Origin of the sequence: Paenibacillus vandeheii, from assembly GCF_030433635.1 — a bacterium.
GTDB classification, from domain to species: domain Bacteria; phylum Bacillota; class Bacilli; order Paenibacillales; family Paenibacillaceae; genus Paenibacillus; species Paenibacillus vandeheii.
Genome location: NZ_JAROCD010000010.1, coordinates 123,807 through 141,609, shown reverse-complemented (window position 1 = coordinate 141,609; position 17,803 = coordinate 123,807). Strand labels below are relative to the sequence as shown.

The window sequence follows — 17,803 nt, the reverse complement described above, 5'->3', positions numbered from 1 at the left end:
TGAATCCATAGAATATAGAATGCACACTTGACCACTCCGATTGCAGTACCATCTTCCGAACGCTCCATGCTTATTTATTTCGCCACATCCTTCACTGCTTCTTCATAGATGCTTTTCTCCAGCGCTTCGTCCAGATTGGCGGCTTTCTTGATCAGGCCATATTTCAAGGCTATATCCGCTGTCCGGGTAAACGATTCATCCACAAAACTGCCCACCTGTTTCTCCGTAAACCCTTCCGGGCGAATCAGCTTCGCAATCTCTTCCAGCATAGTCACCTGATGTTCACGGGTCGTGCTTCCGTCCGTTACGTTGTTCATCACGATATCCACCGTTTCATTCTGATTGTCGATGGCATAATTCCAGCCTTTCAGAACGGCGCGGGTCACTTTCACCGCGAGCTCTTTATTGCTGTCCACCCAATCCTTCTTCGCGATCAGCGTATCCTCCAGCATGCCTACCCCGGCATCCTCAATGTTGAATACATCCAGGTCGGACTCCTTCGTTCCGCTCTCCAGTACCACGTGATATTCGTTATAGATCGTCGCTGTGGCGACGTCTACCTGATCATTGAAGAACTGATCCATCGTGAAGCCCTGCTTCACCAGCTCAATATCCTTCTTTGGATCAAGGCCGTTCTTCTCCATAAAGGCGAGAACCTGAAACTGCTGACTGCCGAACCATGTGCTGACCTTCTTGCCCTTCATCTGGGCTGGATCGGTAATGCCTGCAGACTTCTTGGCAATCAAGCGATAACTGCTCTTCTGTGAAATCTGGGCGAGGGAGACCAGCGGAAGACCGTTATCGCGGCTGACCAGCAAACTGTCTACCCCGGTGATGCCCACATCCGCTGCGCCATTGACCACCTGCTGTTCAATCACGATATCCGGGCCACCCGGAATGATCTCGGCATCAATGCCTTCATCTGCAAAAAAACCTTTCTCCTTGGCGGCATATATCCCGGCGAATTGAGCCTGCGGCACCCATTTGAGCTGAATTTTCACCTTGGTTAAGGGCTGATCTGCCCCTTCCGCTCCCTCCGAGCTGGCAGCAGCAGGCGTGACAGACGGCTCCGATTTCGCAGAACACGCTCCCAATACGGCAACGACCAACAGTACCAACACCAGAAAACCCGGTTTTAACGTGTTGTACATGTACAGAACAACCCCCTGTTTATTTAAGGATTTTCAATCAGGTACTGTGAGGCCCTGTTTCAACAGCTCAATCCATCTGTGGATGGTTGGCATCCTGATGAGCTTTACGGATCTGTACGTGGGCGATTCCACGGGATCAGCCGTTTCTCGGCCAAAACGACGGCTTCGTACAACACAATGCCGAGAGCTGCAGCAATGACAATACAGGACCAGGCAAGCGGCATGTTCGCCAGTCGGATCTGATCCGAGAGCAAGTAACCCAGCCCTTGGGAGGCGATGAAAAATTCACCCACAATGGCACCAATAATGCTGGTCGACATATTAATTTTCAGACCGGCGAAGAGGGAAGGCAGCGCATGAGGCCAACGCAGCTTCACGAAAACCTGCAACCTTCTGGCGGCAAATCCATCCATCAAATCACTGTATTGCGGCTGGATGGAGGTCAATCCTTTGAACAAGCTCACCGCCATGGCAGCCATCGTAATCACAGCCACGACGGTAATACGGGACCATATTCCGTCACCAAACCAGTTGTTCATGATCGGAGCCAGTGCAACAATCGGAACCGCGTTCAGTGCAGACATCACGGCAACCGCCGCCCTGCCGCTCGTCGGGAAGAAGGATGCACCCGCTGCTGCCAGGGCTCCCAGCAAGGAGCCGAGCAGAAAGCCACCCAGCATCTCGGTTCCACTGTACAGCGCGTACCGGAAGAGCATTTCCGCATTTTCCCTGATGGACACTGCAATCGCCGATGGTAAAGGCAGTTGATAACTTTCAAGCGAGAATAATTGATGAAACAACCGGAATTGCCAAAGAGTAAGAAATAACGCTCCAGCAAGCCACGGCAGCAGACGCAGGCCCATGGAGCTTCCGTATACGCTGCTGCCCATCCGTCTCTGTCCGGCTTGTCCCTGTTGTCCATGAATATCCGGGCCCGAAGCAGATGGGGCCATAACCGAGTCCGTGGTAGACTCTCCGATGGATGCCGTACCAGATAGAATGACCGTCGCACCCTCTTCACCTTTGCGTTTCACTACCACACTTTCATTCATCATGCAGCACGTCCTCCCTTGGCCCTAAATTCAGGCTGCCAGGGGGTTAGCCAGCGCTCAGCGAGGCTGATGGCAAGATACGAGATGAGTCCAATGCCGATGCTGAGCATGATGGTGGCCCAGAACATGCCGATTTGGGCACTTCCGTAATACAAGGAACTGACCATCAGCACACCAAGTCCGTCCGGGGCTCCCATCAGCTCCACCACAATGGAGGAGGTAACCGCGAGCGGCGCAGCTATTTTCATACCGGAAAACAGGCCCGGCAGCGCAGAAGGCAGCAGACATTTGATATAACGCGCGGGCAGGGAAGCTCCACAGGAACGCATAAGCTCCAGATGCTCCGGCGCTGCACTTTTCAATCCTTTGAGCGTGTGAATAATAATCGGGAAGAACGTAACATAAGCCGCCATGACAATTCGGGCCCACTCTGCGTTATGGATAATGCCATAGACAATGGGTGCAAGACCAATAACGGGCACCATCTGTGAAGAGATGACATAGGGAGATAGCGTACGCTCTACCCAAACCGCCACACTCATAAGCAGGGCTAGCAGCAGACCCAGCACGGTTCCACCGGCAAAACCAATTGCTGCATTGCCAAACGTTACGGCCCCCTGTTCAGCCAATGTGCCTGAGTACCGAAACAGGGCTGCGAGAACCTCGTGAAGATAGGGCAGACGGGATGCTGCCTGCTGAGGAGTCATGAACAAGTGGAGAATCCAGGCAACTCCTTCCCACAGCAGCAATACAGACAAGATCCAGATGGCTACCCAGGAACGAAAACCTGGCTTATATGTGTGCAGGAACATGGATTGGATCACGCTCCTCATAGAAACAATTGCGGATGGTGGTCATCATGCGGTAAAAGGCTTCGGTTTCCCTCAGCTCTCGATCCCGTTCAGCAGGCAGTGTGACGGAATGAATGGAGTGCACCTGGCCCGGGTTTGCGGAGAGGACGATGATGCGGTCAGACAGAAATACAGCTTCAGGGATACTGTGTGTGACGAAGAGGAAGGTCTTGCCTGTAGTGCGCTTAATATCAAGCAGCTCCAGCTGCAGCTTCTCCTTCGTGAATTCATCGAGCGCGGAGAAGGGTTCATCCATAAGCAGCAATGGCGGATCAAGCGCAAGAGCCCTCGCGATGGAAACACGCTGTTGCATGCCCCCACTGAGCTGCCAAGGATAATGGTCAGCGAAGCGGGTTAGCCCGACCATTTCAAGCAGTTCGCCACTCATACGGCGGCACTCTTTCCTGCTCGTGCCGAGCAGTTCCAGCGGAAGTTCCACATTATGGCGTACCGTGCGCCAATCGAACAGGGCTGGTGTCTGGAAGACAATGCCGAACTGGCGCTGTAATCGCGCCCGCTTCGGTTCCAGCCCGGCAACACGGATACTGCCTGTGGTGGGCTGGAGCAAGTCGGCTACGAGTCGCAGCAGTGTGGACTTGCCACAACCTGAGGGGCCAAGAAGAGAGACAAATTCATTGGAATGGATTTGAAATGTAACGTCGGACAGGGCGGTAACTTGTTGTGTTCCACTGCCAAATACAATGGACACGTGATCCAGCTCAATATGGCAGACATCGGGGACGGTCATGGAGGACATGGGCATTCTCCTTTTCGCGGGAAGTTGGCAATCTGTTCACACCAAGGCTGAATGGAAGGTTTATATACACGAACGTAACAGGTTTTGCTTGTTAGGTAATACTATATAACTTTGGGCAGGGATTACATTATACAGACTGTTTTGAGTATGGGCCTGTTCATGTTACACAGTGTAAAATGAGATCGATTCTCAGTGATAAGTATGTTAGCTTCCATGTATGTTGTCTAACATCTGCTTCACTCACAGACAGAACTTTTGTAATATTCAAATAAACGCTTATACGCAAAAAAGGACCACTCCCTCTATACGGTTTAATCCACTTATTTCCGGTGCTACCTGATGCAGCATCTCCTCTTCCCAACAAAGACGCATAATCATTTGTATTTATTGGATAAATATTCGGAAAATATGACATATACCCTCGTATTCTTGTTGTTTTTCTTGTATAAACATTGATAACAGCATTTTGTAACATTCCATTCAACTCTTGGGATATATACAAAATGCTTTTATAGAAGGACGTGAAATCCCGTCTCGATACGGTGTCTGGCTTCGGAATAATGAAGGCGGTCTCATCCATTCCGGTCCATCGCCCATACTGGCTGGAAAATCACGTTTCCGCACAGTTTCGCAAAGAAATTTTTAAAATCAGAAAGCGGGGTGGTCTGTATGTTTGATTGGCTGGGATGGAGAAAAGGGTGGCCGCTGTGGCGGTCGTATCGGTTGAATGCAGCTATTCAGCAGGATGTGGAGGAAATTTTTGAAGGCATCGCGGAGACCCGGCGGCAGCTTTTGATGGATTGGGCTGAGGAGCAGTGGAATCATCTGGACCGATTGCTTCAGCAAGTACGTTCCATTCATCCTCAGGGTGTGCTGCAAGGCACGGAAGATGTAAAGGCCATGGAGGTATGGTTCGCAGCAAGTTATATTCGTGCTTCTGATAGTACTGAGCTTTTTATGCTGAACGAGCAAAACCAGGTTGTATTTTCTACATATAAGAAACATATTGGACAAGTTTACGAAGATGGAGATGCTTTGATGGGTCCCGGACTGCGCTATACCCAAGCAAATGGCAGCGGTCAGAAGTGCCTGTATGGACCCTATTCTGATCCACTCACACTAGAAATCGGACCCCGTTCTTCCACGTTTCACGATGATGTAACCTTGATGTTTATCGTACCTATCATGGAAAATGGCCGTTACATCGGCTCCCTGTGCAATCGTGTGCCAAATGATGTATTGGGCGATCTGATTCAGCGAGAATCAGGCCACATCTACCCCGATTCCGGGGACAATTATCTCTTCATGGCCGAATCGAAACTGCGCCCCGAGCTGCAGCCTGGAACCGCCTTGTCCCGCAGCCGCTTCGAGGATCATACGTTCACCCATGGGGAGAATCTGAAAGACGGCGTAAGCACCGAATGGGGCATCGTATCCGTTAAGGAACATACCGAATTGGAGCTCATGTTCACCGATCCATCCACCAGCGATCTGCATCCCGGTGTAGCAAATACCATTCGCAATGGCTCCAATCTGTTTGTAGCTTACCCGGGCTATTCGGATTATCGCCATATTTCGGTTATTGGCAAAGGCATCACGTTCCAGCTTCCCCACTGTCCGGATCTGTGGGGCATGATGTGTGAAGGCGATCTGGAGGAAGTGTATCGGATACGCAGTATTGGCTGGCGTCAATTCAAGCAGCACAGCTTGTACATCCTGTTGTCAGGCATTGCGGGAGCGGCACTTGTATATGCGCTGACTGGAAGCGCATGGAGCGCAGCAGCTATTGCTGCCTTCAATGTCATCTATGGATTCCTGACTGCAAGCCAGCTGCAACGAAAACAAGTTCGACGGGTTCATGAGGATTTGCGCCGCATCAGCCGATTCATTCGAATTAACGCCGAAGGCAAAGGGGATCTGACCCAGCGTTTGGATACATCTGCTTTTGCCCAGGATGAATCGGGGGAACTGGCAAAATGGATTAACAATATGATCGACTCGCTTGAAGGAATCATGCTCAAGGTACAGCTTGCCACCGTGGATGTGATGAACAACCAGCACCAAATGCGGGCATCAACGGAGACGACACAGGGCACAACCGAACGTGTGAATCTCAAACTCGGCTCCATGATTCAGGGGATACGCAAACAGCTTGAGGACCTGGATCAGGCCAAAGTAGCTGCCGACGAAATGCGCCTCACCCTGCAGCAGCTTGAAGCGTCGGCCACAGAGCAGATTGACGTTGCTCGTCAGGAAGTGGAACGCATCGGTGACAAAATGACCCAGATCTCAGGAGCCGTGTCCGACACCAATCATACGATTCTGTCCTTTATGGCAACCATGCAGGACATCTACCGCGCACTTGCTGTCATTGATGAAATTTCGGCACAGACCAACCTGCTCGCACTGAATGCTTCCATTGAAGCAGCCCATGTTGGCGAACACGGACGCGGATTCGCCGTCGTTGCCGGTGAAATTCGCAAGCTGGCCGAACTGTCCCGTTCCTCCACGGAAGATATTCATCAGATTCTGGATAATATCTCTGTAGCGGCAGGAGCGGCCTCGCAATCCATTAAGGAAGGCGATCAGGTGCTCGCTGAAGGCACTACGCTCGTTCAGGCTGCATCGCAATTACTCCAAAGTGCTACAGCTGAAGAACCTCAACGAACACAGGTGGTGGATCAGGTTGTGGTATTAATGGAGAATATCGCTGCCATTAGCCACAAAAACCGGTCCACATCTTCCGAGGTAGAAGCCGAAATGATTGAACTAATTAACGACATGCTCCACGTTCAGCATTCATCGCACAATGTAGAAGCCATCACGGTCTTTTTGCAACAGCTTGTCGGACAATTCCAACTGACCCATCCCGATAAAAACGCGATTACCTGACGTCATCATTGACGCGGATTGGAGAAATAGCTAAAATTTGATGCAACTGTTCGTTTAGACATTGTCGGTTCATCTCATATAGAAGCTTTTCAATCTGAATCAATGAAAGGGTGGTCTGCATGGAAATGCTCCAGGATTCTTTTGGCAGAATACATGACTACATCCGTATTTCGGTTACGGACCGCTGTAATTTGCGTTGTGTGTACTGTATGCCCGAGGAAGGCATGGAATTTGCCCCGCAGGACCAAATTATGAGCTACGAGGAAATTGCGCAGGTGCTCAAGGTGTTGGCTCCAATGGGCATGCGCAAAGTCCGCCTGACCGGAGGCGAGCCACTGGTACGAAAAGATCTGCACCGACTCGTAAGTATGATCTCGGCCATTGACGGGATTGAAGATATTGCTCTGACTACCAATGCATTGTTGCTGGACAAACAGGCGCAGGCCCTGAAAGACGCCGGATTGAACCGGATTAACATCAGTCTGGATTCCCTGCAGGCAAGCCGTTTCTCCATGATTACTCGTGGCGGGGATGTAAACAAGGTGCTGAAAGGCATTGAAGCTGCCACGGCCGTTGGACTTGCTCCGATCAAGCTGAATGTCGTGTTAATGAAGGGCATCAATGATGATGAAATTAAGGATTTCATCGCCATGACCATCGATCAGCCACTGCATGTGCGCTTTATTGAATACATGCCGATTGGGCAGGCTTCCGATTCATGGCGCAAATCGTACTTGCCGCTGGAGGCCGTTACGGATGTATGTGCAGAAGCGGGTTGGACGGTGGAAAGTACAGCGGGACCGGCAGGGAATGGTCCATCTCGGAATATGAAGATTGCCGGTTCACAAGGTACCTTCGGATTGATTCATCCGGTGAGTGACCACTTCTGTGACAACTGCAACCGTCTCCGCCTGACAGCAGACGGGCATATCAAAGCTTGTCTGTACTGGTCAGATGAATACAATGTTCGCCGCTTCGCGGATGATCCCGATGCCATGGCAGCACTCTTTCTGAAGGCTCTTGGAACCAAACCGAAGAACCATGAAATGGCATTGGCATTGGAGCAAAAAATGCAAAGTCATACGCCGACGGTACGACGCATGTCCCAGATCGGTGGATAAACAAGCGTTATCTGGCGGGCAACACATCCATATTTATGTGCATCAGAGCAGGCAGATATAAAGAATATAATAATTCCGATTCACTTCATGATTGTACCAATCATTGTTGTACCAAAAGCTGCTGAGGACGTTCTGTCTTCAGCAGCTTTTTGGATTAAGTATTTATCTTTTTTCTATATATGTCCAACTAGATACTACACTATAACGGAGAGGACAGAAATAACCTGAAGAAGCGAAGCGTTCGCCTTTATCCCCGGATTTCCCCCTTTGGAAAAGGGAATCCAAAAAATCTGGGGATAACAGCGATCGGAAGGTTGTTCTGTCATCGAGTACCTGTGTAATATTTATTCGTTGAACTTATATAAGCATTCCTGATTTCATGATTAAATTAAAATAAATCTGTCATATGCCCTCGCCGGGCCTTCAGGAATGCTGCAATTGTGACGATGTATATACCATACAACATCAAGATCATACGTACCCATATATAGGAGTTGATTCGATTGAATATTGTTGAAGCACTTGTGGCAGCAAGCCCGTATTTTAAAATCATGCTTAAGGAAAATGATTTGATGATTGCTGTTACCGATATGGAGCAGTTCCGGTATTACGTACGAAGCGAAGATCTCGATCTGGGCATCCAGGCCGGAGACCCCATCTCGCTGGAAGACCCTACTCTACGCCGGGCACTTATAGATGGCGAGACTTCAGCCAATCGTATCGATGCCAAATTTTATGGTACCCCTATCAACTCGGCGGCCACCCCGCTTCGCGATGAAACGGGACATATCGTCGGGGCCCTCGCAATTGGATTTTCACTCAAAAATGAGGAACAACTGGAGCATCTCACTGAACTGATCGGCGGCATCAGTGGCAGTTTGACGGAAATGGTTCAGACCGTAGCTGCTCAATCCCAGCAGCTGATCGCATCATCTTCCCAAATTTTGGACAACACACGCATGGCCGTGCAAAACTCCAGTGAAGTCACCAAGGTCGCTTCATTCATTCGTGAAATTTCGGAGCAGACGAACCTGCTGGGTCTGAATGCTGCCATTGAGGCGGCACGAGCAGGTGAAGCAGGAGCCGGGTTTGGGGTCGTTGCTTCCGAAGTACGCAAATTATCCACCGGAACCAAAGAAGCCACAGTGAACATTGAACGTTCCTTGAAGGAAGTACAGCATTCCATTCGTCAGATGGAACAGGAGATTACATCTATCGCCCAATCCAGTAACCAGCAAGCCGAGCTCGTCACCGAGTTCAGTGATGTGATTGATCAGCTGAACAATGCATCCAAGGATCTCAAGGCATTCATTAAATCCATGCTGTTAAAAGCAGAATAATATAGAAGACTCATTTGGCGCATAACGCAAGCATATAAACAATCCCCGCACGTTTAACGTGAGGGGATCTTTTCTGTTTTCTTTTCTAAGTCAAAACCCGTCCCCTGCATTCCACTCCATTACGAGCAGACCAGCTTCCACAGCATCATGCCTGCCATTCCGGCCATGACCCCAGCGGACAATCGATTGAAGAAAACACTGACCTGCCCTGTACGATCTGTTCTCCCTATAAGCCTGCCTGCACCTGCAAGCCCCAAAAACCATACCCATGATACCGCTGCCGCCGTTATGGCAAAATAAAGACGTGCCTGTCCATCATACTGAAGTGAACTGGTGCCGATCACGGCCACTGTGTCCAGCAAGGCATGCGGATTAAGCAAGGAAACGGAAGCAGCAAAGGCAATCTGGCGTCCCGCAGACAGCACTGCTGCTGAACCATTCGCAGGCCCGGATGACATCCAAATGCTCCATGCCATATAGAGCAAAAATACACTCCCTCCTGCATACAATACAGTCGCCAGCAGCGGCCATTGCAGCAAGATGAGGGATACCCCTCCGACCGCTGCACCAATTAACAACGTATCACTGAATCCTGCAGTTAGTATCGCTGGCAGCGCTCGCGCATAACTTCGCTGACTCATGCCCTGATTGAAAATAAATACATTTTGTACACCGAGTGGCAAGATCAGGCCAAACGCCAGTACCATCGCGTGAATAATTACACTCATCGTTCATCCCCCTCGTATATGTCTCCATATTAAATGGGATAACGCCAGACGTAACCAACCACTTGGATGGCATTAAACCCAACCAAATGATATAGTGTTCAAAATAAGAGAAAACGTAAATCGTATCACTCATTCCTTAAAGGAGGCTAACCTGCTCATGAATCGTGCCGCTGCTCAAGATGGGGGTGGCTGGAAGCCAGACCCCTCCCATTCCCTACCTCTGTACCGACAGATTGAAGTCTATATCAGCGAGAAAATTACTGCCGGGGAATGGACAGCTGGATATCGGCTTCCTTCACAACGGACATTGGCTCAATCCATGGGCGTGAACCGCAGTACGCTGGTTACTGCACTGGAAAATCTGGCTGCCGCAGGCATGATTGAAGGCAGACATGGCGGCGGAACATATGTCTGCGGCTCGGGCTGGCATGCGCTGGCTCACGGAGCCAAGCCCAACTGGGAGGAAGCCATCGAAGAAGGCTGGTATTACCCCAATCTGCCAGAGGTGCAGCAGATTAACCGGGCTGAGTTCCTGCCAGGCATCATCCGGCTTGGTACGGGCGAGCTTGCCCCTGAGCTGATGCCCCAGCAGGCTTTTAACGACATCCTCCATGCTCTATCCCGTCGTTCTCGGACACTAAACTACCTCGAACCTCAGGGTAGTCTGGAGCTCCGACAGGCTTTGTCTGTTTACTTGCAAGCAAGTGGCATACAAGCCTCCCCTGACTCCATTCTGATCGTATCCGGCTCACTCCAGGCGCTGCACCTCATCTCAGTTGGACTGCTCTCCCGCGGATCGGCAGTCCTGCTGGAGAAACCATCCTATCTGTACTCCATTCATGCCTTCCAATCCGCCGGATTGAAAATGAGTGGTATTCCGATGGATGCCGAGGGATTGCACATTCCGCGTCTGGAGGATGCCGTCCAGAATGCAGCCAACAGGGACAACATCTCGCTGCTCTATACGATCCCGAGCTTCCACAACCCTACCGGCTCCGTCATGAGTGACAACCGCCGGGAAGAGCTGCTTGCCACAGCGCGGAATTCCGGCATCTCCATATTGGAGGATGCCGCCTATAGCGACCTGTGGCTGGACGAGCCCCCGCCGCCAGCGCTGAAGGCGCGCGACAAGGAAGGACGGGTGCTGCATATGGGCACCCTATCCAAGGCGGTCAGCCCCGGTCTGCGCCTCGGCTGGCTGGTTGGGCCGGAGCCGGTCATCCGTCGCCTCGCAGACATCAAGATGCAGACGGATTATGGCACCAGCTCCCTCGCTCAGGAGGCTGCTGCGCTCTGGTTTGCCGATGGATACCATAAGCAGCATATGGATCGTCTACGACCAGAACTTCGAAGACGCAGAGAGTTCATGCTTGATCTTCTGCAACGCGATTTTGGTAAACTTGCCGAGTGGAGCGTACCTGCCGGGGGCTTTTATATCTGGCTCCGATTTACCGTCAGTCCTCTCTCCATTCGCGAACTGTTCCATGCCTGTCTGGATAATCATGTGCTGATTCATCCGGGTTATCTCTATGACCGCCTGGATGCAGACCACATTCGTCTGTCCTACGCCTATGCTTCACCGGATGAGATGGAGCGAGGTCTCTACTTGCTGGCACAGGCAGTCAAGAAGCTGATGACATGATGAACTGAAAAACCGCCTGGACCGGAAGGAATCACATCCCTCAGATCAAGGCGGTTGTTTGAGTTTTAGTATAAATGAGACAGATAAGTCCAGGTCGCAGGTTTTCTTATCCTTTTACCGCACCCTCTGCAATGCCCTCCATGATGAACTTTTGGAAGAACGCATAGATGAGAACCACCGGGATCGCGGTAAGTACCAGGGAAGACAGAATCAGCGGCCATTCCTTGTTGTATTCGCCAAACAGCATGTTGGTGGACAGAATCAGCGTATAACGATTCACATCCGTCAGCATGAGCAGTGGCAGCAGGAAGTCATTCCAGATCCACAGGAAGTCCAAGATGGCGATGGTGACTGTAATTGGCAGCAACAGTGGGAAGATAATCTGGAAGAACGTCTGGAACTCATTACATCCATCCATCTGTGCCGACTCTTCCAATTCACGCGGGATGGACTTAACAAACCCGTGATACAGGAAGATCGCCATGTTCACACCAAGTCCGATATAGATCAGGGCCAGGCCGTATGTGCTTCCTTGAACGTGAAGTCCTTTGGCAACCCGTGTCAGCGGAATCATGATCGAGTGAAAAGGTACGAGCATGGATGCCACGAACAGGAAGAAAATCAGGTTGCTCAATCTGCCCGAGGTACGCGACAGCTTGTATCCGGCCAATGAAGCACAGAATACGATACCGCCGATGCCCAGGAAGGATACGATTGCCGAATTCAAGGAGCTGCCCAGCAGGTTGATTTTGTTAAACGCATCCGAATAGTTTTCCCAGTGAAATGTCGTAGGGAGCGCAATAAAGGACTGAAACATTTCGCCTTGTGTTTTGAATGAGTTCACAATCGCCATGTAGATTGGCAGCATAGCGACGAGGGAGCCCAGCACCAGCAGCAGTCGAATCAGATAGCTGTTAATTCGTTGCATCCTCATGCTTCCACCTCTTTCTTCTTCATCACCGTAATCTGAATGAGCGTGAAGATGAGCACGATGACGAATAACACAACCGACTTGGCACTGGCATATCCGTATCTAAAATTGTTGGAGAATGCCTCTTCATAGATATTCATCGTAATGACCTGAGTGGCTCTGCCCGGACCGCCACCTGTCAGACCGTAGACGACTTCAAATACTTTGAAGGCTCCGTTCAGTGTCAGGAAGAAACAGATCGTCACGGCATGCGTAATCATCGGCAATACGACATTACGTAGTACCTGGAACGCGTTGGCTCCATCGATAACTGCCGCTTCCTTCAGACTTTTCGGTACACCCTGGAGTGCTGCCAGATAGATGATCATCATATACCCCACACCATTCCAGAGCGATACGATCAGGATGGAGTAAAATGAAAATCTCGGATCACCCAGCCACTGTTGGTCCAGAAAGGACACAGCCAACTTCTCCGCCAGCTGCGGCAGCACCTGGGAGAAGATGAATGTCCACATAAAGGCGCTGATGATCGTACTGATCATGTTCGGCATGAAGAACAGGGTCCGGAATAACCCCTTGCTGCGCGTCCGTGTTTCAATGAACACGGCGAGCAGCAAGGCAATTCCGTTTTGCAGAATCAGCATAAACACCACATATTTCAGCGTAAACCACAGGGAATTCAGAAAGTCGGGATCTTCCTTGAACAGTTCCACGAAGTTCCCCAGACCGATAAAGCTGTAATCCCGGTTTAGACCATTCCAGTCCGTCAAGCTGTAGAACAAGCCGCTAAATGTGGGATACAGCAGGAAAATGGCATAGATGACAAAGGCAGGCGCAGTGAACGCGAGCAGCGACAGATACTTCTTGAACACATTCGTAGCCATTGGTTCTCCCCCTTTTCACTCTAAGCAGACTCGTGTAAACGGGGGAACGATGACCGTTCTGCCCAGCCGTTTCATCTGCTTACTTGTTGACTTTGTTGTAGGATTTCCACGCCTTGTCTAGCGCATCAATCACCTGCTGCTGATCCAGTTGTCCGGAGTAGTAACCTTGCAGTGCTTTGCCTGATTCATCCTTAACCGCTTGAGGAATGGATGGATCCTGATACGCTTTGCCTTCGTTAACATATTTCAGGGCATCGTCTACCCATGGGAAGCTTTTGAAGTCATGGATTTTGGCAACCGGATTAAATTTCAGCGCTTCATAGAATGCACTTGAATCCTTGTCATCGAGAACATAGTTTACGAAGTCGAGTGCCACTTCCTTGTTTTTGCTGGAGGAAGATACAGCCAGTGACGTCGATGTGCTCAGATTGATTTTGGTATCATCCGGATTGTCATTGATTGGCAGTGGAGCTACGCCAAAGTTGATGTCCGGGTTGGACTTCAGGATGGTCTCTGCGAACCAAGGTCCCTGAATCCACATTGCTGCTTTGCCTGTTGCGAAGGCTGCCGAACCATCATCGCCGCCCACTTCAAGCGCTTTCTCTGTTCCATTGGCATTGACGAGATCGAAGATGTCGAACAATGCTTTCATATCCGAGAAGGAACCTTGATCCTGATTCATCTTATCCAAGAAGTCCTTGTGTTCTGACTGTGTCAGTGCACCTACGGTAAGTGGCAGGAAGAGTTGTGGAATCCAGGCTTCTTTGTACGACAGTTCAAACGGTGTGATGTTGGCTGCTTTCAGCTTCTCCACGACCGCTTTCATTTCCGTCAAAGTCGTAGGTACCTCTATCCCCTGCTCTTTGAAAATATCCTTATTGTACAGGTATCCCCAGGATAACGTTTCCAAAGGAACAGCCACGACTTTACCCGAAGCATCCGTTACGGAAGGTTTAACAGAATCAAGTAATTTATCGACAAAAGGCTGACCCGAAAGGTCTTCCAGATAACCCGCTTTGCTAAACGGTGGAATCTCATTCACCGCATGCAGGGCGAACACGTCCGGTGCATCATTGGAGGCCAGTCGTGTTTTCAGAATCTGCGGCGCATTATCTGCTGGCGGCATCTCCAGCTGCACGTTGACTTCAATATTTTTTTCGGCTTTCTCCTTGGCTTTGAACTGTTCTATATATTTATCGTAATGTTCTTTCAGCCGCGGCTGTGCAATGAATACTTTGAGGGATACCGTACTGCCTGATGCAGCTCCCTCCGTCGAACCATCCGTACCCGCATTGGAGCCGCAGCCTGCGAGCAGAACACTCACAAGTACCGCACTTGCTACGCTTTTCCATACTTTCATCTCTTATGACCTCCCGGTGTAACTGGTTTGTCTTTCATAGGATCATTATATATCACGAAATGAAAGCGCTTCATTGGACAAAATTAGACTCGTTTATTGGATTATTTTAAACCTTAATCCAGTAATCAACTCTCTGGGAATGAATTATTCGGGGCTGTTACCTGACATACGAGGCTGTCCCTTCCGCATCTCGCCAGGGGAAACGCCGAAGTGTTTCTTGAATACCCGGTAAAAGTACGATACATCCTCATAACCTGTCATCTCGGCAATATGTTTGAATGGAATCTGATCATCCAGCACCCATTCCTTCGCTCTTGCCATGCGTAACTGTACGATATAATCGGTCACATTCACGCCGTATTCTTTTTTGAACACCTTGCTGAGATATTCTTTGCTGACAAAAAAGATCTGAGCCAGCTGCTCCAGCGTAATCATCTCCATGCAGTGCTGCTCAATATATTGCTTCACCTCATCCAGGTTGAGCTTGTTCTTGAATTTGCGCTGCGCAATCAGCTGCTCCAACGAAGTATAGTAAGGCGCGGATACCCACTCCACAGCCGATCCGATGGATGCCAGAGCTGCCGGCGGCGGGAGCACTGCTGCTACGGGCTGCTCGCATAAGCCATTGGAAACACACAGCTCACCCAGCAGGGTCTGCAATTCATATGCGATCCGTCCAAGCTGTTGAGGTCTTCGGATATCACTGGTATCGAGCCGGTGCTCCAGCTGCTGGAACAGCTCCCTCATCCCCTGAACGTTCAAGTCATTAAAACGCAGGCGTGCCTGCTGTTGAAACAGCGCGTACTCGCCAGAAAAAGTAGAAGGATAAGGTTCCCATGACTCCGGCCCGGATTCGGTCTTTTCCAATTCTCTTTTACATTTCGCCAGAACGGCATTCAATTCATCGGGATTCACCGGCTTGAGCAGATAATCAGCGGCACGGTGACGAATCGCATGTTTCGCATAATTAAAATCATCATATCCGCTGACCACAATCACTTTAATATTCGGATATTGTGCGCTCAGCGTCTGGAGCAGTTCCACGCCGTCTGTACCTGGCATACGCATGTCTGTAATCATAATATGGGGTTGATGCTGCTCTATCAGCCGTATCGCCTCTTCACCATCCTCTGCCTCACCTGCAACGACCATGCCAAGCTCATCCCACGTGCCCAAATTGCGTAAAATATCTCTGTTCCATGGCTCATCGTCCACCAATACCACTCTGTAATAATCCTTGTTCACAAGATCTCGCCTCCTGTATGGCAAGGAATTCGAACAGTAACACGCGTTCCCTGTCCCTTCCTACTCTCCATGTTCATACCGTATGAAGGGCCAAAGTGCATCACGATCCGTGATGCGGCATTGACCAGTCCAATGCTTGTCCCCGAGCTCCATACCCTGTCTCCTTGCTGGGACAGCTTGGACAGTCTGGATTGCATCTCAGCCAGCCTTTCTTGATCCATGCCCACCCCATTATCGGAAATACGGATGGTTACCTCATGATCCAGTCGGACAATCTCAATGTTCAATTTCCACTCTCCCTGCTTTCTCTCCAGCCCATGGACAAATGCATTCTCCACAATCGGCTGCAGGGAAAGCTTGGGAATGTAGCAATCCACCAGCCCACCTTCAATCTCCAGTGTATATTCAAGTCTGCTGGCAAAACGCTGCTTCTGGATGAGCATATAATGCTCCAGCTGGTCCAGCTCGGACTGTAAGGGCACGAGGCCATCCGGCGCTCTGACAATATAACGGAACATTTCACTTAATGCGCGAATCACTTTGTAGCTGTCCGCCGGCTTCTGTGAATACACCATACCTCCGATCATCTGCAACGTATTTTGCAGAAAATGCGGGTGAATCTGGGACTGAAGCGCTTTGAGCTCAGCAGTCTGTCTCTCCAGATTCATGAGATAGTTGTCCCGGATATGTTCCCGGATGCGACTTGCCATACCGTGCAGATTTTTCTCCAGCAGGCCAATCTCATCCACCCGACCACTGCGCACCACTTCCTTGTCCTTGATCAGTTGGATTCCCTTCATGGAATTCGCCAGTGTAACAATCGGTTTGGATGTTCGCCATGCCACGAATGCTGCCAACAACACCGAAACTACGGTAGCCAATCCACCCACAATAAGACCATACTTCATCGTTTCCAACGCACTCTCATTGATGACATGGGAAGGAACAATTTTGATCAGCCGCATTCCTGACGGGTCAATGGCATGATAGAATACGTATTCCTTGGCTGTTCGAATAAAACCGGAGCTTTCCTTCGTAGCTGCGAGTCTTTCCAGCGCTTCTGCGGAAGGCTTGATCTCCTTGTTGGGCTGATAGACCGGACTTCCCGTACTATCCGCGATGTAGACCGCATAATCTCCCCGGCTGTCCAGCAATTCCAGCGTCTGATTGAATTCGGCCCACTTGACTTCCAGACTGATCGCGCCGATCTGCGCCTGATCCTCGAAGCGGTTCATGCTGCGGGTCATATGAAACTTCTCTGGATCATTCGGATCATTAATAATCGTAAAATCCTTATGCTGCTCAAAAAGTTCGTCGTATGCCGAGGGAATGGCCGAGACCGATCGGATGCGGCTTTCCATCGAGTTGAAGGTGAACAGCGTGTCCAGTTCTTTCAGGTATAATTCCACCCCAAATACATAGTTGCCAGCCGAATAATATACACTGTTCAGCATGTTGAACACAGCCTTCTGTTCATCAAATCGACTGGCAGCAGGAGCATCCTGGTTCAATGCCAAATACTGATGCAGCTCATCACTGATCTGGATGGAATAGATGAGATTGTTCATCCGCGCGAATTGTTCACCCAGATAGATGGAGGCCCAATTCATATTCGCACGGTTCGTCTCCATAATCTCTTCTTCCATGGAAGAGCGGGTATTCTCGGCCGCTACAACGGTCATGGCGATGACGGGCAAAATGGCCATAAACGTCATGGTGAGGATTAATTTGTTGCGAATGCTGCGTTTGAACGGATCAATAAGCTTCCGATATAATTCGGTAAACACGAGGCATCCACTCCTGAGCTATGAGCTAAAATAAGATAAACGCCCCAGCGTGAAGCCGAGGG

General features: G+C 50.1%; 14 protein-coding genes. 4 read left to right on the top strand and 10 right to left on the bottom strand.

Translation table 11 applies throughout. The features are described from left to right. Window positions 1-74: 74 nt before the first annotated feature. The 4 genes from P5G61_RS20535 to P5G61_RS20520 form a co-directional block, all read right to left on the bottom strand. Window positions 75-1,151 (bottom strand): ABC transporter substrate-binding protein, encoded by a 1,077-nt coding sequence (locus tag P5G61_RS20535; protein ID WP_301248271.1) that lies wholly within the window; start codon window positions 1,149-1,151, stop codon window positions 75-77. Between the two features lie 104 nt (window positions 1,152-1,255). Then, the gene (locus P5G61_RS20530; RefSeq protein WP_301248266.1) at window positions 1,256-2,206 is read right to left on the bottom strand and encodes an ABC transporter permease; all 951 of its coding nucleotides are present in this window, start codon (window positions 2,204-2,206) and stop codon (window positions 1,256-1,258) included. Beyond that, a complete protein-coding gene (locus P5G61_RS20525; protein WP_301248264.1) occupies window positions 2,203-3,015 on the bottom strand; it encodes an ABC transporter permease in 813 nt (270 codons plus the stop codon). Before P5G61_RS20525 ends, P5G61_RS20530 begins: the two co-directional genes overlap by 4 nt. Beyond that, window positions 2,996-3,811 (bottom strand): ABC transporter ATP-binding protein, encoded by an 816-nt coding sequence (locus P5G61_RS20520; RefSeq protein WP_301248262.1) that lies wholly within the window; start codon window positions 3,809-3,811, stop codon window positions 2,996-2,998. Before P5G61_RS20520 ends, P5G61_RS20525 begins: the two co-directional genes overlap by 20 nt. A gap of 669 nt (window positions 3,812-4,480) precedes the next feature. On the opposite strand from P5G61_RS20520, the gene P5G61_RS20515 reads away from it, so the two are divergent. The 3 genes from P5G61_RS20515 to P5G61_RS20505 all read left to right on the top strand — a co-directional run bounded on the left by P5G61_RS20515 (window position 4,481) and on the right by P5G61_RS20505 (window position 9,164). Next, window positions 4,481-6,703, top strand: coding sequence for a methyl-accepting chemotaxis protein (locus P5G61_RS20515; protein ID WP_301248261.1), 2,223 nt, complete (start codon window positions 4,481-4,483; stop codon window positions 6,701-6,703). 119 nt (window positions 6,704-6,822) lie between these two features. After that, window positions 6,823-7,824, top strand: a complete 1,002-nt coding sequence (gene moaA / locus P5G61_RS20510; RefSeq protein WP_301248260.1) for a GTP 3',8-cyclase MoaA — start codon at window positions 6,823-6,825, stop codon at window positions 7,822-7,824. A 503-nt stretch (window positions 7,825-8,327) separates the two neighbouring features. Then, window positions 8,328-9,164: a methyl-accepting chemotaxis protein gene (locus tag P5G61_RS20505; RefSeq protein ID WP_301248259.1), complete on the top strand. Its 837-nt coding sequence runs from the start codon at window positions 8,328-8,330 to the stop codon at window positions 9,162-9,164. 119 nt (window positions 9,165-9,283) lie between these two features. Here the strand turns inward: P5G61_RS20505 and P5G61_RS20500 are convergent, their stop codons facing one another. After that, on the bottom strand, window positions 9,284-9,892 hold the full coding sequence (locus tag P5G61_RS20500; RefSeq protein ID WP_301248258.1) for a LysE/ArgO family amino acid transporter: 609 nt from the start codon (window positions 9,890-9,892) through the stop codon (window positions 9,284-9,286). Between the two features lie 157 nt (window positions 9,893-10,049). Between P5G61_RS20500 and P5G61_RS20495 the strand changes: the two genes are divergently transcribed. Further along, window positions 10,050-11,534, top strand: coding sequence for an aminotransferase-like domain-containing protein (locus P5G61_RS20495; RefSeq protein ID WP_301248257.1), 1,485 nt, complete (start codon window positions 10,050-10,052; stop codon window positions 11,532-11,534). A 106-nt stretch (window positions 11,535-11,640) separates the two neighbouring features. Here the strand turns inward: P5G61_RS20495 and P5G61_RS20490 are convergent, their stop codons facing one another. The 5 genes from P5G61_RS20490 to P5G61_RS20470 all read right to left on the bottom strand — a co-directional run bounded on the left by P5G61_RS20490 (window position 11,641) and on the right by P5G61_RS20470 (window position 17,741). Beyond that, a complete protein-coding gene (locus P5G61_RS20490; protein WP_024632759.1) occupies window positions 11,641-12,468 on the bottom strand; it encodes a carbohydrate ABC transporter permease in 828 nt (275 codons plus the stop codon). Beyond that, entirely contained in the window at window positions 12,465-13,349 is an 885-nt protein-coding gene (locus P5G61_RS20485; RefSeq protein ID WP_301248256.1) for a carbohydrate ABC transporter permease, read from the bottom strand. The genes P5G61_RS20490 and P5G61_RS20485 overlap by 4 nt, the downstream gene beginning before the upstream one ends. 79 nt (window positions 13,350-13,428) lie before the next feature. Next, window positions 13,429-14,709 carry an ABC transporter substrate-binding protein gene (locus P5G61_RS20480; RefSeq protein WP_024632761.1) on the bottom strand — a complete coding sequence of 427 codons (1,281 nt, stop codon included), beginning with the start codon at window positions 14,707-14,709 and terminating at the stop codon, window positions 13,429-13,431. 144 nt (window positions 14,710-14,853) lie between these two features. Next, on the bottom strand, window positions 14,854-15,954 hold the full coding sequence (locus tag P5G61_RS20475) for a response regulator (RefSeq protein WP_301248255.1): 1,101 nt from the start codon (window positions 15,952-15,954) through the stop codon (window positions 14,854-14,856). After that, window positions 15,951-17,741, bottom strand: a complete 1,791-nt coding sequence (locus tag P5G61_RS20470; RefSeq protein WP_301248254.1) for a sensor histidine kinase — start codon at window positions 17,739-17,741, stop codon at window positions 15,951-15,953. The genes P5G61_RS20475 and P5G61_RS20470 overlap by 4 nt, the downstream gene beginning before the upstream one ends. Window positions 17,742-17,803: the final 62 nt, after the last annotated feature.